This is a genomic window from Massilia mucilaginosa, assembly GCF_011682145.1.
Taxonomy (GTDB): Bacteria; Pseudomonadota; Gammaproteobacteria; order Burkholderiales; family Burkholderiaceae_D; genus Telluria_A; species Telluria_A mucilaginosa.
Genome location: NZ_WHJH01000003.1, coordinates 108097 through 133726, shown reverse-complemented (window position 1 = coordinate 133726; position 25630 = coordinate 108097). Strand labels below are relative to the sequence as shown.

The following is a 25630-nucleotide window of genomic DNA, read 5'->3' as shown; positions in this document are numbered from 1 at the left end:
CGCTGGCGGGAGCGACGGGGTTGATTTTGACTGACTATATATGACCAACACCGCCGATCTGTCCCCCCTGGGCAAAACCTCCGCCTACCAGACCCAGTACGCGCCGGATCTGCTGTTCCCGATCCCGCGCCAGGGCAAGCGCGATGAACTCCAGCTCACCGGCACCCTGCCCTTCTTCGGCGTCGACATCTGGAACGCCTACGAAATCTCCTGGCTGAACATGCGCGGCAAGCCGCAGGTGGCGATCGCCACGATCACGGTACCGGCCGATTCGCCCAACATCGTCGAATCGAAATCCTTCAAGCTGTACCTCAATTCGTTCAACCAGACGCGCTTGTCCAACAGCGACGCCTTGCTGGCCCTGCTGCGCGAAGACCTCGCGGGCGGCTTCGGCGCGCCGGTCCACATCGCCCTGACCGAGCCGCACGACTTCGGCACCGTCAAGATGGGCGAACTCGATGGCATGCTGCTGGACCGCCTGGACGTCGAGATCGACAACTACTCGCCCTCGCCCGCGCTGCTCAGCGCCGCCAAAGACGGCGCGCCGGTCGAAGAAAAACTCGTTTCGCACCTGCTCAAGTCGAACTGCCTGGTCACCGGCCAGCCGGACTGGGCCAGCGTACAGATCCATTACGTCGGACCGCAGATCGAACAGGGCGGCTTGCTGAAATACCTGATCGGCTTTCGCGAGCACAATGAATTCCACGAGCAATGTGTCGAGCGCATTTTTACCGACATCCTGCGCCAGTGCGCACCGCAAAAACTGGCCGTCTACGCGCGCTACACGCGCCGCGGCGGACTGGACATCAACCCATGGCGCAGCAACTTCAGCTCGGGCCGTCCACCCAATCTGCGCACTGCGCGCCAGTGAGTTTGAGGCAGCGCAAGGAGCGCGTTTTCCCTCAGCGCGCACGCTTGACGGGTTTGCTGTGTGGGAATACCTTGGTCGACAAGGGAACGAGTGTGCTTTTCGGGCGACATGTAAAAGCCCCCAACTTTATAATTGAACAACAAGCGCGGATGCGTTCCCGAGCGCTGAAAAAACGGGCAGCAAGCACAGGAAAAATGGCGAACTGCATGAAGGACCGGCATTTGTGTGCAAAATTCTCAATTTCGTACCGGAAATTCAAATTTTCGGATACCCGGCCCGGGAGCAGTTTTCCCGTCTTGCATGAATCGCTATTCAATTTGCGATATGTCAATGCAGGCCTGACATGAATCGACGACGAATTCCGATTACACAGCTGGCAAACAGGCCTATAATTCTGGCTCGCAAGCACCCTTGTGCATCGCATCAATACTCAGCGTTATGACAAATCTTAGCAAAATTTTATCGCTCGAGAACGTGTTGCTTGATCTCGAAGTCTCCAGCAAAAAGCGCGCTTTCGAGCAGGCCGGGCTGATCTTCGAGAACAACTGCGGAATCGCCCGCTCGACCGTCTCCGACAACCTGTTTGCGCGCGAGCGCCTCGGCTCTACCGGCCTCGGCCATGGCGTGGCTGTGCCGCACGGCCGCATCAAGGGCAGCAAGAGCCTCAAGTCGCCGCTGGCCGCGTTCGTGCGCCTGCTGGAACCGATTCCGTTCGAATCGCCCGATGGCCAGCCGGTCAACCTGCTGTTCTTCCTGCTCATTCCCGATCACGTGACCCAGCAGCACCTCGAGATTTTGTCCGAGATCGCCGAGATGTTTTCGGACGACGGATTCCGCACAGCGCTGGCGACCGATCCCGACCCGAAATCGGTTCACTCGCGCATCATCAATTGGCAACCAAGTCTGCAAGCGCTGGGTTAAACTTCCGAGTGCCGGGCGCGTTGGCGCCCTCACTTTTCTGAAGACCCGTTCATGCTGCAAACTCCGCTGACCATCCAACGGCTGTACGACGACAATCGCGAAAGTCTTCAGCTGGGCTGGTTCGCCGGCTTTCCGGGCGGCGAACGCCTCATTTCAGGCGATGTCGCCTCCGCCGCCGACCAGGTCGGCCACCTGAATCTGATTCATCCGGGCCGCATCCAGGTGTTCGGGCATCAGGAGCTGACCTATTACCACCGCCTCAAATCCGGTTCGCGCAGCCACGTGATTGGCGAGCTGATTTCGGGCGGGCCGCCGGCGCTGATCATCGCGCAGGGGCTCGATACCCCGCCCGATATCCTGGCCATCTGCGACGAGCAGAATATTCCGCTGTTTTCCACGCCGCTGCCGGCCGCGCAGGTGATCGACTTCTTGCGCGTGTACCTGTCCAAGAAACTGGCGCAGCGGATCATCATGCATGGCGTGTTCATGGACGTGCTGGGCGTGGGCGTCTTGATTACCGGCGACTCGGGCCTGGGCAAGAGCGAGCTGGGACTGGAGCTCATTTCGCGCAGCCATGGCCTGGTGGCAGACGACGCGGTGGAGTTCTCGCGCATCGCCCCGAACATGATCGAAGGCCGCTGCCCGGCGCTGCTGCAAAACCTGCTGGAAGTGCGCGGACTGGGACTGCTCGATATCAAAGCGATCTTCGGCGAGACGGCGGTGCGACGCAAGATGCGCTTGAAATTGATCGTTCATCTGGTACGTCGCAGCGCGCTGGAAGAGGAAGTCGAGCGCCTGCCGTTCCTGTTCCCGACCGAAGATGTACTTGGGCTGCCGATCCGCAAAGTCGTGATCCCCGTGGCCGCTGGTCGCAACATCGCGGTGCTGCTGGAAGCCGCAGTGCGCAATACGATCCTTCAACTACGCGGCATCGACACGCTCCAGGAATTCATGGAACGCCAGCGTCAGGCAATGAGTTCGGACTAAGCCTGTTTACGGAGTGTGCCCTTGCAAGGGCACACCGTTGCGCAGGCACGGAGCGGTGCTCCGTGAATTCCCTGCTACACCAGGCAATGAGTTCGGACTAAGCCTGTTTACGGAGTGTGCCCTTGCAAGGGCACACCGTTGCGCAGGCACGGAGCGGTGCTCCGTGAATTCCCTGCTACACCAGGCAATGAGTTCAGACTAAGCCCCTGCTACGTCGGCGGAGGCTGTGGCGTCCGGCAGGATGCCAGCGTGGACGCATTCGCCAACGCAACCGCCAGGTACATGAGCAAGACGACTCCCACTGCTGCAAGGTAGAGTGCGGATGCAGGGTTTGGGGCCCGCGTCGCCGTTCCGCTCATGCGGTTCACGCCCACGGGGGCCTTCGTGCCTGATTGAATGGATAGCTAGCGTCCCGAGTCAGAAATTCGTTGAATAAATATGGCGATAATCGCGCCGATACCGCGTCACAAATGCTCGCCAGGCATTTGCCTGTCTGCGCTTTGTTCCTTGTCTCGGTGCGATTTCGCCATATTTAATCATCAACGAATTTCTGACTTGGGACACTAGCGCAGACGACCGTTGTAAAATCTCTGTTGCCTAAGGAGAATGATACGTAGTGGCTAAGCAAACCCCACCCGCTTGGGGTATCATCGGACCTATGCGCATCGTACTCATCACAGGTATTTCCGGATCGGGCAAATCGGTCGCCCTCAATGTCCTTGAAGACGCAGGCTACTACTGTGTCGACAATCTTCCGCCAGCCTTGTTACCGAGCCTGATCGACGCCCTTATCGCCGACGGCACGGCCTGCGCCGCCGTCGCGGTCGACGCGCGCAGCGCCCAGTCGCTGGTCGAACTGCCCGCCAACATCCGCCTGCTGAAGGACCAGGGACACGACATCAAAGTCATGTTCCTGACCTCGAACACGCACTCGCTGGTGGCGCGCTTTTCCGAAACGCGGCGCAGCCATCCGCTGTCGCACCAGCTGCGCCCCGACGAAAACCCGGCCTCGCGCCGCACCCTGATCGAGTGCATTCTCGAAGAGCGCGAGCGTCTGTCGGCCATCGAGCAGCTTGGCCACGTGATCGACACGTCCGACCTGTCGGCCAACAAGCTGCGCGCATGGATCAAGGAACTGGTCGAGATCGAGCGCGCGCCGCTGACGCTGTTCTTCGAATCGTTCGCCTTCAAACTGGGCGTGCCGCTCGACGCCGACTTTGTGTTCGACGTGCGCGCCCTGCCGAACCCCTACTACGACCTGACCCTGCGCCCGCTCACCGGCATGGACGCGCCGGTGATCGCCTTCCTCGACGCCCAGCCCAGCGCGGCCGATCTGCTGGAAGACATCCGCGCCTTCGTCGAAAAGTGGCTGCCGTCGTTCAAGACCGACAACCGCAGCTACCTGACCGTGGCACTGGGATGCACGGGCGGTCAGCATCGCTCGGTGTACATGGCCGAACGCCTCGCCGCCTACTTCAGCCCGACCGAACGCGTCGTACTGCGGCACCGCGAACAGTCCTGAGTTATCGGGCCGGCTTCATCGCGGGCCGGCTTCATCGGCTCACTTGGGCCGCTCGAAATCATGTTCGAACGTGATGCGCAGCGTGGTGCCGGGCATCAGCTCGCGCCGGGTACTGCGGCTGCCGTAATACGATTCCGATACACGCGGCCGGTCCAGCACATCGGTCAGCCCCAAGCGCAAGCGCGTCTGCTTGCCCGCTCCCCACAAGACATACATATCGAGCAGGCGCGTGCCGCCGTTCGATTCGCGCCATTCGGGCGCGTAGCGCGTGCGCGCACCGCGCCCATAGGTGAAGCTGGCGCCGAACGCGAGTTGGGCGAGAAAACCGGTGCGCACATCGATGCCCACGCTGGCCATCAAGGGCGACTGCTCCGCCAGCCGGTTATCCGGCCCCGCCACCTTGTCGATGCGCGACCAGTTGCGCGCCATGTTGCCGTTCAACGATGCCTGCGCAAAGCCGGGCAGCGGCAGCTTCGCTTCCAGCGCGATGCCACGCGCGCTCGCCCTGCCCTGGTTGGCCGGCGTCGATACCCACTCGGTCCCATCCTGGAACAGGCGCGTGACCGTCACGTCATCGATCTTGCGCACATACGCGCTGGCCGCCAGCAAGCCATCCTTGCCGACCTGGCGGTCGTAGCCGATATCGAGCCCCCAGGCTTTTTCGGGCCGCAGCGCGGGGTTGCCTTCGCTGTGCGGATTGGTGGCGCTGTTGTTGTTGTCGGCCGTGTAGCGGCGCGGGATCAGCCTGGCCATGGTCGGCGCCTTGTAAGTGCGCGCCAGCCCCGCGCGCAGCTGGTGGCCGGCGGCCGGCTTGTACAGCGCCTGCAGCACTGGCGCGGGAATCGCGCTGCGCTGGCTGACCGCCGCCACGCCGGCTTCGGCCACCGAGGTGCGCAGCGTTTCCCAGCGCGCGCCGATGGAGAGCGACCATGCGGAGTTGATTTCCCAGCCATCCTGCGCGAATGCGCCGAAGCGGTTGATGACGCCGCGATAGCGGTTGTCGCTCAGTTGCGGCGCCTCGTCGACGGCATCGCGCTCGTTGCCCACGCGGGTCTGGCTGCGCGTGGTGTGGGCCCCATCCCAGCCGGCACTGAGCACGTGGCCACGGCCCAAAGGCCGCGTCCAGGTGGCGCCCAGATGGTAGCCGCCCTCGCGCAGGTCAGAGGTGACGAGGTTCAGCGCGGGCCCGCGCCGTCCGTTGATCATGTCGCCGAACTCGAAGTCCGACTCGCGCCGGCTGCGGTGGATGCCGCCCTTGGCTTCGATGCGCGCGCCCTCGCCCAGGCTGCGCGCCCATTCCAGGTCGGTACGCAGCCACACTGCCGCCATGTTCAATACGGCGGCGCGTTGCGGGTGCAGGGTCGGCGCGCCGATGTGGGTCGTTTCGCTGGCCCAGGCGTCGGTCGCGCTCCGGCTGTTGCTGATAAAGGCCTGCAAGCCAACCGTGTCGCCATTGGCAAGCTTCCAGTTGGCGCGCGGCGACAGGCTGGCCAGGCGCGCGGTATTGACTTCGTTCAGGCGTGTGCTGCGGCGCAGGCCGGGAGCCGTCTCTTCCTCGCGCGATGGCGCCGGCACGGGCGCATACGACAGGCTGACCGGCACCGAGTACGAGAAGGCATCGCTCTTGCCGCTCACTTCCCCGCTCAGGCTGGGCGCGCGCCGGCCGTGCTGCGTGTCCAGCCCCGCCTTGATGGTCGATTGCCGGCGCGTGGCCGACTTGCGCAGCACGATGTTCACGCTGCCCGCGATGGCCTGCATGCTGGTCGCCGCCGACGCGCCGCGCACGATCTCGACCCGTTCGATCAATTCCGGCGCCAGCGATTCGAGCGAGAAGCCGCTCGGCGCGGCCACGCCGTTAAGCAGCACTTGCGTGTAGCCGTTGCCCAGGCCGCGAAGGCGAATGTCGCTGGTGCGCCCGCCGCCGTCGCCGATGGTGATGCCGGGTACGCGCCTGAGGGCGTCGCCGAGCGAGCGGTCGCCGTGGCGCATCAGCTCTGTGCGCCCGACTACCAGGCTGGCGGCGGTTTCTTCGCTGCGCTGGTCGTAGCGCGCGCCCGCTATTTCGATCTTGGGAAGGACTTCTTCGGCCAGCGCCGGTAAAGAAAAAGCGAGCGCGCAGGCGCAGGCATACGGACGGATCTGCATGGGTTTCCTTCGGTGTTGTGGAGGGACGAGCGCGCTCGCACGGCGCTGCTGCGCCGCACGGAAAACCGCGCCTGAACGGGGGATTATCTAGAGTCTGGCGGGACGCTTGCGCAGCGCCCGGGAGGTCGCGAGCGCGTCGAGGCTTGTCAACATCTGCTGCGGATCGATGCGCTCACCATCCCTGAACGCTTCCAGATGCAGGTGCGGACCGGTGACCTTGCCGGTCTCGCCAGCCAGGCCGATGGTCTCGCCGGCGCGCACCACCTGCCCCGGCTTGACCGAGCGCACGCTCAGGTGCGCGTACAGCGAGCGCACGCCGTCGGCGTGTTCGATCAGGACCACATCGCCATACTGCGGACCGCCCTCGTACTGCGCGGTCGATGCCACCACCGTGCCGCCGGCGGCGGCCAGGATCGGCGTACCGGTGCGGGCGGCGAAGTCGATGCCGTGATGGCCGCCTTCCAGGTTCTTGCGCGCGGCGCCGTAAAAGCTGGTCACACGCACGCGCTCGAGCGGCATTTGCCACTGCTGCCGCGGCGCGCTGGCGGCGGGCGCCGCCACCGTCGCCGACGGCGCGCTAACGCCGGGTTCCGCTGCGCGCCACGCAAACGCCGGCTGCAGCAACAGGCTCGCGCCCAGCACCGATGCCAGCGCGGCGGCCACCGCGGCCTTGCCCGGCAAGCCGGGGGCGCGCAAGCCCTGCTCGCGGATCAGGCCCACCCGGGTGCGCAGCGAGGCGGGACTTCCGTGACCGAAGGCGATACTGGCGCCCAGGCTTTCCTGCTGCACCTTGAGCTGGGCCACCAGCGCGGCCGCATACTGCTTGCGCTGCTGCGCCGGACGGCCATCGAGCACGGCGTGGTCGCACCCCAGTTCCTGCGCCCAGTTCAGGCGCCGGGTCAGCACCGCCAGCAGGGGATTGAACCAGAACAGCGTTTGCAGCAGCATGCTGGCGTGCAGCCACAGCGGATCATGGCGCTTCCAGTGGGTCAGTTCGTGGGCGACGATCAGGCGCTGCTGCTCGTCGCTGAAGCTGCGCAGATGGCGCGGCAGCAAAAGGTGGGGACGCGCCAGGCCGGCCAGCATGGGCGAGATGGACGCATCGGTTTCGCACACGCGCAGGCCGCGCCGCAACAGGTCCGCCACCGGTTCGGCATCGAAGCCGGCGTGCTGCGCCAGTGCCGTCGCATCGAGCGGACGGGCATGATCGAGCAAGGCGCGCAGGCCGCGCTGCGCGTGCACCCAGCGCGTGCCGGCGGCCAGCAGGCCAGCCACGTACAGCGCCAGCCAGGCTTGCGCCAGCAGTTCGAGCGGGTCGATGTCGTCATCAAGGCCGTCGGCTTCGTACGCATCGCGCTGCGGCTGCACGGATGGCTGCGCGGCGGCCGCCGCGGGACGCGCGATCTCGATGGCAGGCACCACGCTGTAATCGGCGCTTTGGGGCAGCAGCGCCACCACGAAGGCGCCGGCGATGGCACTCTGCGACCAGAGCCACACCGAGCGGTGCCCGGCCAGCACCGGCCACACGCGCGTGGCCAGCGCGAGCAGCGCCACGATGACGGCGGCGGCAATGCCGCAGGTGATGCTCGCTTTGAGGAAGGAAAAGGCGATCGCGTTCAGCATGCTCAGTCTTTCGCGTCTGGCCAGTCCTGCAGCATCTGTTCGAGTTCGGCCAGTTCCTGCCGGTCGACCAGTTTACTGCCGGTGAACATATTGACCGGCAGCGGCGCGTCGATTTCCATCACGCGGCGCCCGAAATCGTGGGCGAAGGCGGCCAGGGTGGCGACTTTGTCGAGCTGCGCGCGGTAGACCTGAACGCCGTGCTGCATGTCTTGCGCCACCATCTGCTTGTCGAGCATGCGTTCGAGCGTCTTGCGGGTCGAGGAAAACGACCACTCCAGTTCCGCCACGGCGCGCTCGTGCAGCTCGCGCGCGCTCAGGGGCTGGTCCTTCCAGAGAACTTTAAGCAGGCTGAGTTCTGAAACCGAGGGAATGGCTGACATGGTGATGCTCCACATTGTGACTAATGGGGCAAGTATGCGACAGTTGTCACATAAGGTCAAGCATCATGTGTGTCAGTCGCAGATGCCGTACAGGCCCTGCCGGGTGCGGCTGGCAAACGACAGCACGCCGGTCAGCTTGTGCAGCAAGGCGCGTTCGTCCGGATGCAGGCTGGCGCGCAGCAGCGGCAGCAGGATGGCGAGAGCGCGTTCGACCTCGCCGTGGTCGAACGCCTGGTCCTCGCACAGATGCGAAATCCGTTCGAGGAAGCCGCAATCGGTGCGTCGCCTCAGGCGCGTCGCCTCAGGCGCGCTGCCTCAGGCGCGACAAGGCCGGCAGGTCGTGGAAGTCGATGCTGGCGGCGCATTCGGGCGCCGCGCCTTGCTCGCTGCCGGGGCCGGCGACAAGGTCATACGCCATGGCGGCCACGCTGCGTTTGCGTGTCTGCGGAATCAGTCCGCCAGCGCATGCAGGCCGTCCTCCTTTTGGCCGGCAAAGCACAGCACCGCGATCAGCTTGTCGAGCAAGGCTCGCTCGTCAGGCGAGAGCTGCTCGCACATGAGCGGCAGCAGCTGCGTGAGCGCCTGCCGCACTTCGCCGTTCGAAAATGACTGGTCCTGGTAGATGTCGGTCAGCCGCCCGAGAAAGAATGAATCGCTGCGCAGCATCAGCGCCGCCAGCGCCGTCATGTCGCGATAATCGATCGCCCCCACATGCTCGGACGAGCCGGGACGCTTGCTGCGCCAGCCGACCACGAAGTCATACGCCATGGCGATTGCACCAGCTCAGGCAAGGTGCCGCAGCGGATGCGCCGCCGCCGGCCACACCGGCGCGAAGAAGCGCTCGACCATCGGCGCGTCGACCTGATCGAGACTGGCCGGGTTCCACCTGGGCGCATTGTCCTTGTCGATCACCAGCGCGCGCACGCCTTCGAGCACTTCGCCATGTTCGAAGTTATGGCGCACCACCGTGCGTTCCATGCGCAGGCAGGCGGCGACATCGAGCGCCGCGCCGCGCAGCAGCAGTTCGCGCGTGACGCACATCATCAGCGGGGAGCGCTGGCGCATCGCGGCCAGCGCCTTTTGCGCGAACTCGCCGTCGTCACCTTCGAGCGAGGCCATGACGGCCGCCACCGAGGCGGCGCCGAAATGGCGGTCGATGCCATCGCGCTGCGCCTGCAAGGTGGACGCACCCGCATCGAGGGCGAACGGCGCCGCGAAGGCCGCAATCGCCGCGCGCAGGGCGGCGCCCGGGGTGGCGTCGATCAGTTCCCTGAGCGCGCCCATCTGCGCCTGCGGCACGAACAGGTCGGCCAGCCCGACATACAAGGCGTCGGCCGCGCCGATGGTCAGGCCGGTCAGGCCCAGGTACTGGCCCAGCTGCCCCGGCGCGCGCGACAGGAAATAGCTGCCGCCGACATCCGGAAACAGGCCGATATTCACCTCGGGCATGGCCATCTTGGTTTTTTCGGTGACGATGCGGATGCGGCATTCCGGCCCGCCCTGCGCAATGCCCATGCCGCCGCCCATGACCACGCCATCCATCAGCGCGATATACGGCTTGGGATAAAAATGAATCAGGTGATTGAGCGCGTACTCTTCGGTGAAAAAATCTTCCAGCAGCGCGCTGCCGCCCATTGGCGTGGCATGGCCGCAATCGTGGAAAAAGCGGATATCGCCGCCGGCGCACAGCGCCTTGTCGCTGCTGCTGCCAATGACCACGGCGTCGATGGCGGCGTCGTTGCGCCATGCGCTCAGGACCTCGGCCAGGTCGCGCACCATCGCCAGCGACAGCGAATTGAGGGCCTTGGGACGGTCGAGGGTAATCACGCCGGTACGATTGGCAATGCGGGTCTGGACGAATTCGCTCATGGGGCTGGCCGGAAGAAGAAAAGGAGCGCTATTTTATCGCGCATGGATGCAAAAAGGGCGCCACGCGGGCGCCCTTTGAGAATGGGACGGGGCCTGCTTATGCGGCCGACGGCGTCTCTTCTTCAGGCATGTCTTCAGGCATTTCTTCAGGCATGTGCTTGATGGCCTGGTGATTGTGGTCCTGGACTTTGGTTTTGTACTTCATGACCTGGCGATCCAGTTTGTCGACCAGGGTATCGATGGCGGCGTAGAGATCGTGCGACAGGCTTTCGACATACACGGTTTTGCCCGACAGGCGCAGGTTGATCTCGGCCTTTTGACGCTTTTCTTTTTCAGTCAGATTATCGACGGTGAGGATGACTGCGATATCGATCACTTGATCGAAATGGCGCCTTACGCGCTCAAGCTTGCTCTGTACGTATTCACGGATGGCTGGCGTTACTTCAAGATGATGTCCACTGATTGTGAGATTCATACACACACTCCTAATGATAATGGCACTTCTTGTTACTATCGGTTCGTACGCTTGGCAGCGCAGAGGAACAGCTGTATTACCGCACGGACGATGATTCTGCTACGTCCGCAAAATTGCCAATCGATTAATGGATTTAATGGTATTCAACTCCTTCGTTTTGTACCCGAGCAACTCTCTCTCGTGTAGAACCAAGTGTATCAGTTATTTGGCATAGCACAAGGTAAGCACAAAGCGGGAAAGATTCAAGGGAAAATACCCGGTATATTCTTCGCGGTATAAGCTCGCGATACCGGCGGGATCGAAAATTAGCAAAAACCGGATCATGTTTTTGCGGCAAGCGGTTTCACCTAAAATCGTCTCCCCGCCATTTATCCGAGCCGATCATGTTCAAGCGAACCGCCCCCACTTTCCTGCTGCGCCTGGCGCTTGCCGGCGCCCTGTGCGCCAGCGCCGCGCCGGCGCTGGCCGTCCTCAGTTTCGACATGAGCGTGGCCACCAAATACACCGTGGCCACGCATGGCGACAACCCGCCGCCGGACGAGATCAAGCAATACAAGGTGGTGCTGGGCGAACGCTATCTGTCGGTGAGCACGGCGGACGAATCGATGATCTACGATTTTGCGCAGCGGCGCCGCTACCAGGTCGACCTGGCCAGCGCCAGCTATGTCGACTATTCGCTGTTCGACGGCGTCGGCTTCCGGACCTCGGAACTGCTCAACCGCGCGTTCTTGGGCGAAAACCTGCGCAAGGCCGGCGTGGGGCCGGTGTTCGATCCGGTCTTCGACGAACACAATTTGTCGCTCACGGCAGCAGGCCGCAAGCTGTCCGAATCGAACGAGGCCGGCGCCACCGTGCTGGCGGTCGACGGCAACCCGCTGGCGCGGATCCCGGCCGGCGGCACCGGCATCAGCGCCGCCGACGCGGCCCAGTTCGAGCGCATGCTGCGCTACCGTTTCGGCGGCCATCCGCTGGTGCTGGCGCGCCTGTCGGGCGAAAAGCGGGTGCCGGCCGGCTTCGTCATGCATCACAAGCGCATCGGCTTCAGCGAGGCGCGCACCTATACCATCAGCGCGCTCAAGCAAAGCGCCCCGGCCGGCTACGACCTCAAGCCGTACACGGCGCGCACCGCGCAGGGTAACGACATCGACCAGCTGCTCGACAAGGCGCAGGCGCATGCGGCGCCGCCGACGGCGGCAGCCAGGCAGGCGTTCGAGGCCGAGATTGCGCAAGCCTTCGCCGACAAGCGCATCTTCGACGCCATGCTCGGCATGGCCGAATGGAGCTTCACCAGCGGCGTGCAGATGAAGCCGGGCGCGGAACAGGCAGCCCTGTTTCGCGCCGATCCGGCGATCCAGGCCTATCGCGCGATACGCTACAAGACCAGGGCGGAGCTGGAAACGGCGGTCGCGAAGATGCAGGAACTGCGCAAATCCACCACGCGCAAGCAGCACATCGTGATGCTGTTCGAAGCCAATATGCGCGGCAAGCTGGGCGACGTGCGCGGCGCGCTGCCCTTGTACGTCAGCGTCCTGCGCGTCAATCCGGCGCTTGCCGGGGCCTACAAGGATATGGGCGACGCCCTGTACCGGGGCTACGAGATGGCGCGGGCCTGGCGCAGCTGGGACGCGGGACGGCGCATGGCGCCGGCGCTGGACTTGTTCAAGCCGGTGAACCAGCACGAGCAGCAGCTGCTGCGCGACCATCCCGAATATTTTTGAGCCGGCGCGAGGGTGGCGGACGGCCGGCGCGCACGAAGGATGGCGCTCCGATACCGGCGGTATAGGGCTGCGCTACCCTGCGCGCAGGCGCCAGCTGCCTGCTAAAAGATAGCGTTACGACAATTCCTTCCTCGTATAATGGCCCGTCTATCACCACCATATCGGGCCACCATGTTCACGCGATACACCTCCACTTCCCTGCTGCGCCTGGCGATGCTGGGCACCCTGGCCGCCGCTGGCGCGCCGGCGTGCGCCGCCATGACCTTCGACCTGCATGTCGCCGTCAACTACACCGGCGCCAAGCGCGGCGGCGTACCGATACCGAACGAGACGCATGCATTCAAGATCACGCAGGGCGAACGCTATCTGACCGTGCAAGACAAGAAGGAAACGACGATTGTCGACCTGGTCACGCGGCGCCGTTATCAAATCGACGAGGCAAGCCGCAGCTATGTGGCCTATTCGCTGTTCGACACCATCGGCTATCGCCTGCTCGCCATCAAAAAGAAGGGCAGCTTCACGCCGACCTACGGCCTGATCGAGCTGGAAAACAATCTGTCGCTGGAGGTGGCGGCGCGCACGCTGACCGAGTCGACCGAAGGCGGCGCCACGGTATTGGCCGTCGACGGCGTTCGCCTGGCCAGTATCGGCGCCGGCGGCACCAGTGTCAGCGCCGGCGACGCTGCCATGTTCGCACGCGTGCTGCGCACTTTCGGCACCCATCCGCGCGTGCTGGCGCGGCTCTCCGCCCAACAACGCTTGCCGGCCAGCCTGGTCACGTACCACAAGCAGATCGAAGGCTACAGCGAAACGCGTACCTACACGATCAGCGCCGTCAAGCAAAGCGCGCCGGCGACCTACAGTCTCGCCGCATACAAGCCGCGTGCGCCGCAGGGCGACGAGATCGACCAGGTGCTCGACAAGGCGGCAATCAGCGCGGCACCGCCGACGCCCGCGGCCAGGCAGGCGGCCGAGCGCGAAACCGCCCAGGCGTTCGCCGACAACCGGCTGCTGGACGCCATGCTGGGGTTGAACGAATGGGCATTTTCGGGGGGCGATTCGATCGCACGCACGGCGGAGCAGCGCGCGCTGATGAAGGCCAACCCGGAGTTGATCCGGCTGGGCGCGATCATGGGCGACAACAAGACCAGGGCGGAACTGGAAGCGGCCAACGCCACGCTGCAGGACCTGCGCAAGCACACCACGCGCAAGCAGCACGTGCTGATGCTGTTTGAAGCCGATAACCTCAAAGAGCTGGGCCGGTATCGCGAAGCCGCTGCGCTGTACGCCAAGGCGCTCCAGGCCAATCCGGCGATGGCGTCGGCCTACGGCGGCTTGGGAATGGCACTTTACAGAAACGAGGACACCGTGCGCGCCTGGCGCAGCTGGGATGCGGGACGACGCATCTCGAACGGCGGAGAGCTCGACCTGTTCGGCAACGTCGAACAACTGGAAAAATCGCTCGTGCGCGACTACCCGCAGTTCTTGTAAGCACTGCGCAAAACCGCCCGCCCGGGCCGGTGTCGGCCGGGCGTCCGCCCGGAGGCCGGTGTCAAGGCCGGTGTCAGGTCTGACATTCGGACACGAGCCCTGCTGTAATAGCAAGCGATCGGCATGTAATGTTCAGGCCGTGTCCGAATGTCAGACCTGACACCGGGTGGGGGATACAGGTGGGGGTGGCCTACAGGCACTTGCGCAGGGCGACCGGCGGAATCTTGAGCGCTTCACGGTATTTGGCGACCGTGCGGCGCGCAATCACCATGCCCTGCTCGCCCAGCATGTCGGCAATCTTGCTGTCCGACAGAGGACTCTTCGGATCTTCGGCGCTGGTCAGCTGCACGATCAGCGCGCGAATCGCCGTCGACGAGGCTTCCCCGCCCGCTTCGGTGGCCACGTGGCTGCCGAAAAAATACTTCAGCTCGAACATGCCGTGCGGCGTCATCATGTACTTTTGCGTGGTCACGCGCGAGATCGTACTTTCGTGCAGGCCGAGCGTGTCGGCGATTTCGCGCAGCACCAGCGGGCGCATCGCCACCGCGCCGTGCGAGAAGAAATTGCGCTGCCGTTCGACGATCGCTTCGGCCACGCGCAAGATGGTGTCGAAACGCTGGCGCATGTTCTTGATCAGCCATTTGGCTTCCTGCAGCTGCGCACCCATCTGACCTTCGCCCTTGCCCTGCTTGAGCAGCGCGGCGTACATGCTGTTCACGCGCAGGCGCGGCATCACGTCGTTATTGAGCATCACCGACCAGCCATTCTTCGCTTTGCGCACGATCACGTCCGGTACCACATAGTCGGACACGTCGGACGCGAACTCGGCACCCGGATGCGGATTGCACTGGCGGATCACGGTCTGCGCTTCGCGCAGGTCTTCATCGTCGCAGTCGAGCGCTTTTTTCAGCTTGTTGAATTCGCGCTGGGCGAACCAGGTCAGATGGTTTTCGACGATGGTCAGCGCCATGCGCCGCGTCACCATCGGCACCCCAGGCATGCGCCGGATCTGCAGCGCCAGGCATTCGGACGCATTGCGCGCGCACACCCCGCTCGGGTCGAAGCTTTGCAGCAGCGACAGCGCGGTGCGCAGTTCTTCAATTTCGATCTCCAGCTCGGGCGGCATGCGCTCGTGGATTTCTTCGAGCGACTCGGTCAGGTAGCCGTTGTCGTCGATGGCGTCGACGATCAGTTCGACCAGCGCCCGGTCGCGCGCTTCGAGCACGGTCACGCGCATCTGCTCCATCAGGTGCTCGCGCAAGGTGGTGCCTGATGCTTCGAGCTGCGGGCGCGAGTCCTCGTCGTCGGACGTCTTGGCGCGACCGAGGTCGCCCCACTCGCCATCGTTGTCGCTGCTGGCCGGGCTGTCCGCTTCGCCGCCTTCGAAGCCGTCGCCCTCGGCCGCCGCCGGCGCATCCTGCGCGCCCGGCTCGGGCGCCGCTTCGGTCGGCGTCGAGGTGCTGCTGATGGCGCCATCGCCCAGCAGGCGCACCGAATGATCGAGCGGGTCGTCGAGCCGTTCGAGCAGCGGATTGTCGCTTAACAGCTGCTCCAGTTCCTGGTGCAGTTCGAGGGTCGACAGCTGCAGCAGCCGGATCGACTGCTGCAACTGGGGCGTGAGCGCGAGGTGCTGGGAAGTGCGTAGTTGAAGGGACTGTTTCATGCCTACATCCGGAAGTGTTCGCCCAGGTAGACCCGACGCACGGATTCATCCGCGATGATATCGTCGGGACGACCCGAGGCCAGCACCGCGCCCTGGTTGATAATATAGGCGCGGTCGCAGATACCCAGCGTTTCGCGCACGTTATGGTCGGTGATCAGGACGCCGATGCCGCGCTGCTTGAGGAAGCGCACGATGCGCTGGATCTCGATGACGGCGATCGGGTCGACCCCGGCGAACGGTTCGTCGAGCAGCACGAAGCGCGGGTTGGTCGCCAGCGCGCGCGCGATCTCGACCCGGCGCCGCTCGCCGCCGGACAGCGACATGGCCTGGTTCTCGCGCAGTTTTTCGATCTGCAGGTCGGCCAGCAGGGTATCGAGGCGTTCGTTGATCTGCGCCTTGGTGAGCGACTTGCCGTCGACCTTTTGCAGCTCCAGCACGGCGCGGATGTTTTCTTCCACGGTCAACTTGCGGAACACCGACGCTTCCTGCGGCAGGTACGACAGGCCGAGCGTGGCACGGCGGTGAATCGGCAGGCTCGAAATATCGACCCCGCTGATGTCGATCGTGCCCGCGTCCGACGGCACCAGGCCGACGATCATGTAGAACGAGGTGGTCTTGCCGGCGCCATTCGGGCCGAGCAGGCCGACCACTTCGCCGCAGTCGACCTGCAGCGAGACGTCGCGCACCACCAGGCGCTTGCCGTAACTTTTCTGCAGCCCGCGCACGATCAGCCTGCTGCCGCAATTTTTCGGTTCGATCATTGGGTGAGCACCGCTGGCGTGGTGGTGGGCGCAGGCGCTGGTGCCGGCGCCGGCGTAACAGGCGCACCCGGCGCCGGCGTGGCCGGCGTGGCGCGCGGCTTGCGCGGGGCGATGATCATGGTGCCGCGGCCCTGGCCCGGCTTGTTGGTGCCGCTGGCGTCGTTGCGCGCCAAGAAAACTTCTTTGCGGCTGTCGTAGGAAATGAACTCGCTCTCGATTTCATTGGTGGCCTTGCTGCCTTCGAGCTGGCGGATCCTGGCGTTCGAGAACAGCTTCATCAGATCGTTGCGTTCATCGTATTCGATGCGCTGGGCCTGGCCTTCGATCCACAGGTCCGGGCCGCCGTCGCGCTTCTGGCGGAACGTGGCGGCCTTGCCGGCACTGGCGGTCAGGGTCACGAACATGTCGCCTTCCGGGGTTTCCTTGATGGTGGCGCGGTCCGACTTGAGGATCAGCGTGCCCTTGGTGACGACCACGTTCCCGGTCAGGATCGTGACCTGGGTCACTTCATTGGTTTCGAGGGAATCGTAACCGATCACCGCCTGTTTGGCGGCATCGGCCTTTTCGGCGGACGCGGTTGCCGCGGCCAGGCCGAGCAGGGCGAAGGCTAGGAATTTTTTCATTGTGGTTTGCCTGGTGTGGTTGGCGCAGCGCGCGCCGCTTTCGGTGGGTAGACGATCTGCCCGCGGCTGGCGAATTTGAGTTCGCCCGTGGCGTTGTTGGCGTCCATGCCGGTGCCCCTGATGGTGGAGCTGCCCAGCGTGACCTCGACCGGCTGGTCGGAGGTCATGCGGTCTTCGTCGGTGTACACCGTCAGCGCTTCGGTCTTGAGCTGCATCGCGCGGTTGGTGGGCGATGCGGGCCGCACCACATTGACGTCGCCAAGCAGGTCGGCCTGGTTCTGGGCGTGGCGGATGCGTGCGCGCTGCGAGGTGATGGTGGTGACCGGCTGGCCGGGCGCGACGCCCTGCAGCACCGGCAGCTCGACGTCGGAGGTGTCGTCGATCGGACGGTGCGTGAGTTTGGCGCCGGACACCAGGTAGCGCGGCTTGCCCTCGGGCGTCATGCGCACGAAGCTGAATTGTTCGACGATGTAGTCGGGTTCATTCTTGAAGCTGTTCGGATCGACCGACGTGTCGCCGTTTTGCGCCAGCTGGACCAGCCAGAAGGTGCCGAAGGCGAAGAAGGTCCCGACCACCATGATCGCGGTCAGGCGCCAGCGGTGTGCGGTGCGCTTATGCATGGTGGTCTCCTGTGATATGCATCAGGCGAAGTACGGCGCCAGCGCCGCGTCGTAGGTGCCCTGCGCGCGCATGACCATGTCGCACACTTCGCGCACGGCGCCGCGCCCGCCGCCGGCCTTGGTGACGTAATGGGCGCGGTACTGCACTTCCGGGTGCCCGGTCGGCACGGTCACGGCAAAGCCGACCTGCAGCAGCAGTGGCAGGTCGATCACGTCGTCGCCGATGTAGCCGCACTGCGCGGCGCTGACGCCGGTCGCTTCGAGCAGCTTGGCAAACGCCACGCGCTTGTCGTGGATGCCCTGGTGGACGTGCATGATGCCCAGGTCGGCCGCGCGCCGCACCACGATCGGCGACTGGCGCGCGCTGATGATGGCGGTGGCCACGCCGCTCTTTTGCAGCAGCTGGATGCCCAGGCCGTCGAGCACATTGAAGGTCTTGGTCGCTTCGCCATCGGGGCCGTAGGTCAGGCTGCCGTCGGTGAGCACGCCGTCGACGTCGAAAATCATGACCTTGACGGCGGCGGCGCGTTGCATGTGGGCCAGCTGGTTTGCCGGATTGGTCATCAGATCACCTTCGCGCGGGTCAGGTCGTGGATGTGCAGGGCGCCAACCAGCTTGCCGTCGGCGTCGACCACCAGCATTTGATTGATGCGGAATTCTTCCATGATCGCCACCGCATCGACCGCCAGCTGGTCGGGACCGACGCGGCGCGGGTCGGCGTGCATCACGTCGCGGATGGTGATCTTGGTAAAATCCTGGACGCGCTCGATGAGGCGGCGCAGGTCGCCGTCGGTAAATACGCCGATCGGATGGCCTGCCTCGTCGACGATGGCGGTCATGCCCATGCCCTTCTGGGTGATTTCGAGCAGGGCCACCGAGAGCGAGACGTCGGCGCGCACTTGCGGCACGGCGTCGCCGCTGCGCATGACGTCGCGCACGTGGGTCAGCAGGCGCCGTCCCAGCGCGCCGCCCGGATGCGAGCGGGCGAAGTCTTCTTCCTTGAAGCCGTGCGCGTCGAGCAGGGCCACGGCCAGCGCGTCGCCCAGCGCCAGGGTGACGGTGGTGCTGGCGGTCGGCGCCAGGTTGAGCGGACAGGCTTCCTTGGCCACCGAGACGTCGAGGTGCACGTCGGCCAGCAGCGCCAGGCTCGATTGCGGATTGCCGGTCATGGCGATCAGCGGCGCGCCCATGCGCTTGATGATCGGCAGGATCGACATCAGTTCGGCGGTTTCGCCGGAGTTGGAGATGGCGATGAAGGCATCCTGCGCGGTGACCATGCCAAGGTCGCCGTGGGCCGCTTCGCCCGGATGCACGAACATGGCCGGGGTGCCGGTCGAGGCCAGGGTGGCGGCGATCTTGCGCGCGATATGGCCCGACTTGCCCATGCCGGAGACGACCACGCGCCCGCCGCACTCCATCAAGAGGCCGACGGCCTGGCCGACGCTGTCGTCGGTCTCCAGGCGCGCGTGCAGGGCGCGGATGGCGTCCGCTTCGATTGCCAAGGTCTCGCGGGCCAGTTGCATGGCGCGTTGCGTGAGGTTTTTGTCAAAAGCTTTCAGCATTGTTTTTTCATGGGTTACACTCATGGCAGAAGTATAAACGAATTGCGAAAGCAAAAAACTTGCCAGACGCAGAAATCGTCGCCGCTCCGTGTTTTCGCTCGGCCTTTACCATACCTTTACACGGCACCGCATGTTTTCAGGACTAGAACTTACCCTCCTCCTCTTGGGCAGCGCTGTACTGGGCGTGGTCGCTTTCCGCATGATGCACCTGCCGCCGATGCTCGGTTACCTCGCGGTCGGCATCCTGATCGGCCCCCATGCCCTGGGCCTGGCCGAAAACAGCAAGACCACCGAAACCCTGGCCGAATTCGGCGTGGTGTTCCTGATGTTCTCGATCGGGCTCGAATTTTCGCTCTCGCAGCTGATGGCGATGCGGCGCATCGTGTTCGGCCTGGGGATGGCCCAGGTGGTGCTGACCATCGTGGCCACCATGCTGTTCGGCTGGCTGCTGGCGACCCAGCTGCCCGGGCTCAAAATCACCTGGCAGGCTTCCTTTGCGCTGGGCGGCGCGCTGGCCATGTCGTCGACCGCGATCGTGGTCAAGATGCTGACCGAGCGGCTCGAACTCGAAAGCCAGCATGGCCGCAAGATCATCGGCATCCTGCTGTTCCAGGATCTGGCGGTGGTGCCGCTCCTGATCCTGATTCCTTCGCTCGGTAAACCCCCGGAAGAACTGGCCGAAACGCTGGCCTGGGCCGGCGTGAAAGCGGTGATCGTGCTGGTGCTGCTGCTGTTCATCGGCCAGAAGATCATGCGCACGTGGTTTACCATCGTCGTCAAGCGCCGCTCGCAGGAGCTGTTCATGCTCAACCTGCTCCTCATTACCCTGGGCGCGGCCTGGATCACCGAGCATGCCGGCCTGTCGCTGGCGCTGGGGGCTTTTGTGGCCGGCATGCTGATCTCCGAAACCCAGTACAAGCACCAGGTGGAAGAAGACATCAAGCCATTCCGGGACGTGCTGCTCGGACTGTTTTTCATCACCGTCGGCATGCTGCTCAATATCGGCCTGGTGCTGGAAAACTGGTGGCTGGTGCTGCTCCTGCTGGTGCTGCCGGTACTGCTCAAGTTCGCGCTGATCGCGGTGCTGGCCAAGCTGTTCGGCGCGTCCGACGGCGTATCGATGCGCACGGGTCTGGCGCTGGCGCAGGCGGGCGAATTCGGCTTCGTGCTGCTCAACCTGACCTCGGGCGCGCGCCTGATCGACGACTTCATCATCCAGCTGGTGCTCGCCTCGATGGTGCTGTCGATGCTGGTGGCGCCGTTCATCATCTCCAAGTCGGACCATATCGTGATGAAGGTCTCGTCCAACGAGTGGATGATGCAGTCGCTCCAGTTGACCCAGATCGCCAGCCGTACCATGTCGACCCAGAAGCACGTCATCATCGCCGGCTTCGGGCGCAGCGGCCAGACCCTGGCCACCTTGCTGACCGAGGAAAAAGTGGCCTACCAGGCGCTCGACCTCGACCCGGAGCGGGTGCAGGAGGCGCAAGCGGCCGGCGCGCATGTGTCGTACGGCGACGCGGCGCGCCGCGAAAGCCTGGTGGCGGCCGGGATTTACCGCGCCAGCGCGCTGGTGATCACGTATGCCAGCACGGCCTCGGCGATCAAGGTGCTGCACCTGGTGCACGAACTGGCGCCGACCTTGCCGGTGATCGTGCGCAGTTATGACGATACCGATCTCGATGTGCTGAAAAAGGCCGGTGCGGCCGAAGTGGTGCCGGAATCGCTGGAGGGCAGCCTGATGCTCGCCTCGCACGCGCTGGTGATGATGGGCGTGCCGCTGCGGCGCGTGGTGCACCGGGTGCAGAGCGCGCGCGACGAGCGCTACGCGTCGCTGCGCGGGTATTTTCATGGCACCAACGACGCCAGCGACGATCCGGAGCATTTGTTCGTGCGGCTGCATTCGGTGATCTTGCGCGAAGACGCGGCGTCGGTCGGCAAGCGCATCGACCAGCTGGAATTGGCCGAGCTGGGGGCCGACGTGACCACGGTCCGGCGCGGCAAGGAGCGGCTCGATGTGACGCCGCACACGCAGCTGGAAGTGGGCGATGTGGTGGTGCTGCGCGGGTCGGCGGAAGCGGTGAACCGCGCCGAGGAACGCTTGCGCCACTAAGGGCCGGCGGGTCGTTCAGGTAAACGACACCACCCGGTTGCGCCCGCGCTCCTTGGCCTTGTACAGCGCCGAATCGGCATGCGCCACCAGCGCCTGCGCCACGCCTTCAATCGCGTGATCGCGCTCGAAATCGTCGAGCGTGGCCACGCCGATCGACACCGAGATCGTCAGGCTTTCTCCGCCCGTCAACATGAACGGCGTGCCGGCGATGCTGTGCAGGATCCGCTGCGCCACCTGGGTCGCGCTGCCCTGGTCCGCGTCGATCAGCAGCACCACGAATTCCTCGCCGCCGAAGCGCCCCAGCGCATCCGAGATGCGCAGTTCCGCCTTGATGCGCGCGGCCACTTCGCGCAGCACTTCATCGCCGCCCTGGTGCCCGCTGGTGTCGTTGACCTGCTTGAAATGGTCGATGTCGATGTACAGGCACGAAATGCGGTACGCCTGGCGCCGCGCGCGGCCGATTTCTTCGAGCAGGCGGCGGTCGATGTAGCGCCGGTTGTACACCCCGGTCAGCGAATCGGTCAGCCCGATATACTTGAGCATCTCGTTGCTGATCACGTTCTCAAGGCAGATCGCGATGATCGACGCCATGTGCTCGATGAAGTCGGTGGCCATGGCCGGCGTGAAGCGCGTGGCATCCAGGCTGCCCAGATTCAGGCTGCCGATCAGGCGCTTGTTGCGCAGCAGCGGCACCAGCGCGATGCTTTGCAGGCCGGGCGGCTGGTTGGGGAACATCGGCTGGTGCACGGCCGGATGGTAAGGCCCCAGCATCGGCTTGGGCGGGCCGGTGAACACCTCGCTGCGCGACGGCACGAAGCCCAGCGCCGCTACCGCGTCCACGAAAATCATGTGCGGAAACGTGTTGAAGTCCACGCCCAACTTGTCCATCACGGTACGGATGTCGGCGTCTTCGTCGACCAGGCTGAGGGTGACGATATCGAGACCGGCAATCGCCGGCAGGCTGCGGAAGATGGTGCCGATCAGCGCCTGGAAGCTGTCGGAGCCGACGATCTCGAGGTCGAACGCCTGGTGCCGGCACATGATCTCGTGATTGCGCTCGGCCTGCTCCACCAGATAGTCCAGGCGCGCGCGCAAGGACTCGTTTTCGGCTTCCACATCGCGCGCCGGAGCGCCGGGGTCATGCATACGGTTCCCACCTTTTTCCTGTCGACCTCGACAATACTGCCACCTTACGCCATCCGGCCCGCCTTGAAAACGAAAAAATACGGCGTGTCGTATTTACACTGTCCGTGCGCGGCGCCGGCGCGGGCTCAGAATGCCAGTGTCATGGTCACCGGCTGGCCAACCTGCAGACGCTCGCCGTCACCCTCGGTCACAATCGCATTCATGCCAAAACAGATTTTGTCGTCCATGACCGCCTTGCTGCGGTAGGTGCGCAGGATATCGAGCGGATCGGGACCCGGCTCGCCGCTGGCCTGGTCGACGGCCGGAATCGGGCAGCGCGAGCATGGCTTGACCGGTTTCAGGCGCGCCGCGCCCAGCGCGAAGTGGTCGGCGTAGTCCTCCTCGAAAGCGTCGATGCCGCGAATGACGAGATTCGGGCGGAAGCGGTTCATGGGCAGCGCATCGCGCCCGGCCGCCCGCATTTTTTCATTCAGGTCGTCGAGCGAGGCCTGGCCCACCACCAGGATCGGATAGCCGTCCGAGAACAGGGTCGGCTCGGCCGATCCGCCGGTCCATTTGGTGCTCGAAAAACGGGTGGCGGTGGCGTGGAAACGCACCAGCCGGCACGGGGCGCCGATCGCTTTCGAGAACCAGGTGGCGGTGGTTTCGTCGCAGTCGTAGGCCAGTACGGTGTCTTCCCAGACCGTCACTTCGCGCGTGATTTCGTGGTCGGGGTCGGGCAGGCCGAGCGGGATTTCGAGGCGCAGCATGCCCGGTGCGCGCAGTTCGAGCGTGTCGGACAGCAGGCGCGGCACGATCAGCGCCATGCGCGGATGCTCGCGCTGCGTGAGGAACTGTCCGTGCTCGTCGATGAGCATCCATTCGCGGTCGTACACCGCATCGACCGACAGGCCGGAACGCGTCAGCGTGGCTTCGCGCACGGAGATGCCGGCGCAGGATTTGATCGGGTACAGAACCAGTTCGGACAGGATCGCCATCGTGTTTACGCAGTAATGAAGGTTGGAGAAAAGCCAAGTCTATCTCAGTTTCCGTCCGCTGGCGCCATTCGGGCAAGGATGGTGTACATTAGCGCCCTCGCAAGTGCCTCCCTGTTCGACACAGCCCGACTCATGCGCCGTCTTCTCCTTCCCGCCTGCGCTGCCGGCCGCGCCAGCGACCATGTGCTGCGTTGGCGACAATGAAACCCACGTCGGCTACTTGCTTCCGTGATCACAATAAAAAGACAAAAATGTGTCTTTCTTGCCCTTTTTCTTGCCTTGAAGCAGTCTAAATCATGCCGATGTCACGCAACCCGTGTAGATTTGCAAGCTTGCGGTTTTACCCATTAACGCTCAAGGACAACTTATGTTGAAAACCCGTTCTTTACTCGGTGCCGGGGTGCTGCTGATGTCGGCAGGCGCGCAGGCAACCGAACCGGCAGGCCTGAAAAGCGCCCTCGCCGGAGAACGACTCGGGCTGTTGCCGGCCATGCAATTTCGGCTCAGCAATGGCAACTGCCCGGACTGCGTCACGGTCAAGCAAGGCTTGTGGTATTTCCAGAACGAAGTGCTGGCGGTGCCGCTGCCGTCGCAGCCGGTATCGAGCTTCAAGCGCGGCGGCGATATCGTGCGCGGCACCAGGGAATGGGCGCCGGACGGCGCCAAGGACCAGCTGGCGCTGCCTGGCCTGGTGTGGCTGGGCGCCCCGCACATCCTCGACGACGCCCGCATTCTGGCGGACGGCGCCCATGTGCGCAGCACCGACGATGCCGTAACAAGCCTGGCGCTGGCGCCCAAACTGGCCAGCAACCTGTCGTACTGGGATCCCAAGACCACCGCCTTCTTCGCCCAGCGCGAGGTGCGCATGCGCGGCACCTACATTGAAGCGGACGGCAAGTCGTCGTTCGTCGCGCGCACGGTCTGGCCCAAGGACTTCGCGATCGACCAGAGCAAGATGCGCGCGCAGCCGCTGGGCAAGGACGAAAGCTTCGCCAGCTACGTGCGCGCCGAAGGCGGCGGCGCATCGAGCCCGTTCTCGACGCGCCTGCTGTGGGAGCGCAAACCCGGCCAGGCCCGCCAGTGGCAGGAAAAGCCGGTGATCGGCGTGGTGCTCAACGGCGCCCAGGGCGACGACGACGAAGCCTACGGCGGCCACTTCGCGGTCGCCACCGGCTATCTTGGCCGCCAGGGCGAATGGTCGGACTGGATCGTCAATAACTTCTACAACCTCGATTCGGTCAGCGAAAAAGGCATCATCGCCGCGCCCGTCCCGATGGATAACTACCTGATGGACCTCAACAGCGGCCAGCAGTATTACCGGCCCTCGTACATGCTGGTGGCGGTCCTGAGCAACGCGCGCACGGCGGCGGCCTACCAGGGCGGCGTGCAGCGCGTGTTCAACCACTTCTACCGCCACGACTTCACCTACCAGCATGCCAAGGCCAACTGCACCGGCATCAGCCTGGACGTGTTCAAGGGCCTGGGCTGGAACATCCCGCAGCGCGGACCGACCAGCAACCTCAAGGCGCTCGGCGCCTACGCCTACCTGTCGGCCAAGGACATGAGCCTGGCCAGCGGGCGCAAGATCTACGATTACCTGACCGAAGAACAGGTGCGCCTGTATCCGGCGGTGGCGTTCGAGGCGGCCGGCAACGACCTGCTGCAACTGGTCGGCGCGACCAAGGGCAAGGCGCGCAAGCTGACGGCGTACGAAAAGCAGTTGCAGGGCGATATCGAGGCGCTGGTGCTGGTGCGCATTCCGCAGATTCCGTCGAGCCGCGTGATGGGATCGAACCCGGTGTTTTCGTTCAGCGAATACATGAAGCGCACCCCGCCCAACCAGGCCGACTGGAAAATCGTCCCGGTCGGAGCGCGCCCCTTCCCCGAAGCGCTGCGCGACACCAGTACGCCGCCGCCGAAGGCATCGAGCCCCGTGCCGCTGCCGGTGGCCGGCATCGCCCTGGGCGGCGTGATCGGCATCGGCGCGCTGATCCGGCGCCGCCGCAAGCCGCGCCCGAGCGCCGGCTAAATTGTAAAACCGCGGTCTGGGCAGGGTTGCCGGTACCGCAACATGGTGCTGGCGCCGCACAATCCGATTGCCGGCAATCGGCCAAGCATGCGGCAGCACCTCCTGTTGTAAGTCGGCTCCAGTAACGATGTGGA

General features: G+C 64.5%; 22 protein-coding genes. 8 read left to right on the top strand and 14 right to left on the bottom strand.

All coding sequences use genetic code 11. From position 1 onward, the window contains the following. Positions 1–40: 40 nt before the first annotated feature. The 4 genes from queF to rapZ all read left to right on the top strand — a co-directional run bounded on the left by queF (position 41) and on the right by rapZ (position 4301). Positions 41–871, top strand: a complete 831-nt coding sequence (queF, locus tag F2P45_RS04550) for an NADPH-dependent 7-cyano-7-deazaguanine reductase QueF (RefSeq protein WP_166870931.1) — start codon at positions 41–43, stop codon at positions 869–871. Between the two features lie 438 nt (positions 872–1309). Then, the gene (locus tag F2P45_RS04545; protein ID WP_099873918.1) at positions 1310–1792 is read left to right on the top strand and encodes a PTS sugar transporter subunit IIA; all 483 of its coding nucleotides are present in this window, start codon (positions 1310–1312) and stop codon (positions 1790–1792) included. Between the two features lie 51 nt (positions 1793–1843). Further along, positions 1844–2779 (top strand): HPr(Ser) kinase/phosphatase, encoded by a 936-nt coding sequence (hprK, locus tag F2P45_RS04540; RefSeq protein ID WP_166870929.1) that lies wholly within the window; start codon positions 1844–1846, stop codon positions 2777–2779. Between the two features lie 658 nt (positions 2780–3437). Next, the gene (gene rapZ / locus F2P45_RS04535) at positions 3438–4301 is read left to right on the top strand and encodes an RNase adapter RapZ (RefSeq protein WP_166870927.1); all 864 of its coding nucleotides are present in this window, start codon (positions 3438–3440) and stop codon (positions 4299–4301) included. A gap of 39 nt (positions 4302–4340) precedes the next feature. Here the strand turns inward: rapZ and F2P45_RS04530 are convergent, their stop codons facing one another. The 6 genes from F2P45_RS04530 to hpf form a co-directional block, all read right to left on the bottom strand. After that, the gene (locus tag F2P45_RS04530) at positions 4341–6446 is read right to left on the bottom strand and encodes a TonB-dependent receptor plug domain-containing protein (RefSeq protein ID WP_166870924.1); all 2106 of its coding nucleotides are present in this window, start codon (positions 6444–6446) and stop codon (positions 4341–4343) included. Positions 6447–6533: 87 nt separating this feature from the next. Then, on the bottom strand, positions 6534–8069 hold the full coding sequence (locus F2P45_RS04525) for a M23/M56 family metallopeptidase (RefSeq protein ID WP_166870922.1): 1536 nt from the start codon (positions 8067–8069) through the stop codon (positions 6534–6536). Positions 8070–8071: 2 nt separating this feature from the next. Beyond that, positions 8072–8449, bottom strand: coding sequence for a BlaI/MecI/CopY family transcriptional regulator (locus F2P45_RS04520; protein ID WP_166870920.1), 378 nt, complete (start codon positions 8447–8449; stop codon positions 8072–8074). Positions 8450–8899: 450 nt separating this feature from the next. Further along, the gene (locus F2P45_RS04515; RefSeq protein WP_166870918.1) at positions 8900–9217 is read right to left on the bottom strand and encodes a hypothetical protein; all 318 of its coding nucleotides are present in this window, start codon (positions 9215–9217) and stop codon (positions 8900–8902) included. A gap of 15 nt (positions 9218–9232) precedes the next feature. Further along, on the bottom strand, positions 9233–10318 hold the full coding sequence (locus F2P45_RS04510; RefSeq protein WP_166870916.1) for an enoyl-CoA hydratase/isomerase family protein: 1086 nt from the start codon (positions 10316–10318) through the stop codon (positions 9233–9235). Between the two features lie 97 nt (positions 10319–10415). Beyond that, a complete protein-coding gene (gene hpf, locus F2P45_RS04505; protein ID WP_166870914.1) occupies positions 10416–10793 on the bottom strand; it encodes a ribosome hibernation-promoting factor, HPF/YfiA family in 378 nt (125 codons plus the stop codon). Between the two features lie 383 nt (positions 10794–11176). Here hpf and F2P45_RS04500 point away from each other — a divergent pair, with 383 nt between their 5' ends. Both F2P45_RS04500 and F2P45_RS04495 read left to right on the top strand, forming a co-directional pair. After that, complete coding sequence (locus F2P45_RS04500; protein WP_166870912.1) at positions 11177–12511, top strand: hypothetical protein; 1335 nt, start codon at positions 11177–11179, stop codon at positions 12509–12511. 171 nt (positions 12512–12682) lie between these two features. After that, positions 12683–14002, top strand: a complete 1320-nt coding sequence (locus F2P45_RS04495) for a tetratricopeptide repeat protein (protein ID WP_166870910.1) — start codon at positions 12683–12685, stop codon at positions 14000–14002. Positions 14003–14192: 190 nt separating this feature from the next. Here the strand turns inward: F2P45_RS04495 and F2P45_RS04490 are convergent, their stop codons facing one another. From F2P45_RS04490 to F2P45_RS04465, 6 genes are read right to left on the bottom strand one after another with little or no spacing between them, the layout of a single operon-like run. After that, positions 14193–15665, bottom strand: a complete 1473-nt coding sequence (locus tag F2P45_RS04490; RefSeq protein ID WP_166870908.1) for an RNA polymerase factor sigma-54 — start codon at positions 15663–15665, stop codon at positions 14193–14195. Between the two features lie 2 nt (positions 15666–15667). Then, positions 15668–16426 (bottom strand): LPS export ABC transporter ATP-binding protein, encoded by a 759-nt coding sequence (gene lptB / locus F2P45_RS04485; RefSeq protein WP_166870906.1) that lies wholly within the window; start codon positions 16424–16426, stop codon positions 15668–15670. After that, the gene (gene lptA / locus F2P45_RS04480) at positions 16423–17049 is read right to left on the bottom strand and encodes a lipopolysaccharide transport periplasmic protein LptA (protein ID WP_166870903.1); all 627 of its coding nucleotides are present in this window, start codon (positions 17047–17049) and stop codon (positions 16423–16425) included. Before lptA ends, lptB begins: the two co-directional genes overlap by 4 nt. Further along, complete coding sequence (gene lptC, locus F2P45_RS04475; protein ID WP_166870901.1) at positions 17046–17669, bottom strand: LPS export ABC transporter periplasmic protein LptC; 624 nt, start codon at positions 17667–17669, stop codon at positions 17046–17048. The genes lptA and lptC overlap by 4 nt, the downstream gene beginning before the upstream one ends. 21 nt (positions 17670–17690) lie before the next feature. Then, positions 17691–18233, bottom strand: a complete 543-nt coding sequence (locus tag F2P45_RS04470; protein WP_166870899.1) for a KdsC family phosphatase — start codon at positions 18231–18233, stop codon at positions 17691–17693. Then, positions 18233–19255, bottom strand: a complete 1023-nt coding sequence (locus tag F2P45_RS04465; protein WP_166870897.1) for a KpsF/GutQ family sugar-phosphate isomerase — start codon at positions 19253–19255, stop codon at positions 18233–18235. The genes F2P45_RS04470 and F2P45_RS04465 overlap by 1 nt, the downstream gene beginning before the upstream one ends. 106 nt (positions 19256–19361) lie before the next feature. Here F2P45_RS04465 and F2P45_RS04460 point away from each other — a divergent pair, with 106 nt between their 5' ends. Beyond that, a complete protein-coding gene (locus tag F2P45_RS04460) occupies positions 19362–21344 on the top strand; it encodes a monovalent cation:proton antiporter family protein (RefSeq protein ID WP_166870895.1) in 1983 nt (660 codons plus the stop codon). Positions 21345–21359: 15 nt separating this feature from the next. Here the strand turns inward: F2P45_RS04460 and F2P45_RS04455 are convergent, their stop codons facing one another. Beyond that, entirely contained in the window at positions 21360–22490 is a 1131-nt protein-coding gene (locus F2P45_RS04455; protein ID WP_166870893.1) for a DUF484 family protein, read from the bottom strand. A 125-nt stretch (positions 22491–22615) separates the two neighbouring features. After that, positions 22616–23467, bottom strand: coding sequence for an MOSC domain-containing protein (locus tag F2P45_RS04450; RefSeq protein ID WP_166870891.1), 852 nt, complete (start codon positions 23465–23467; stop codon positions 22616–22618). Positions 23468–23834: 367 nt separating this feature from the next. Between F2P45_RS04450 and F2P45_RS04445 the strand changes: the two genes are divergently transcribed. Further along, positions 23835–25496: a hypothetical protein gene (locus F2P45_RS04445; protein WP_166870889.1), complete on the top strand. Its 1662-nt coding sequence runs from the start codon at positions 23835–23837 to the stop codon at positions 25494–25496. The last annotated feature ends 134 nt before the right edge of the window (positions 25497–25630 follow it).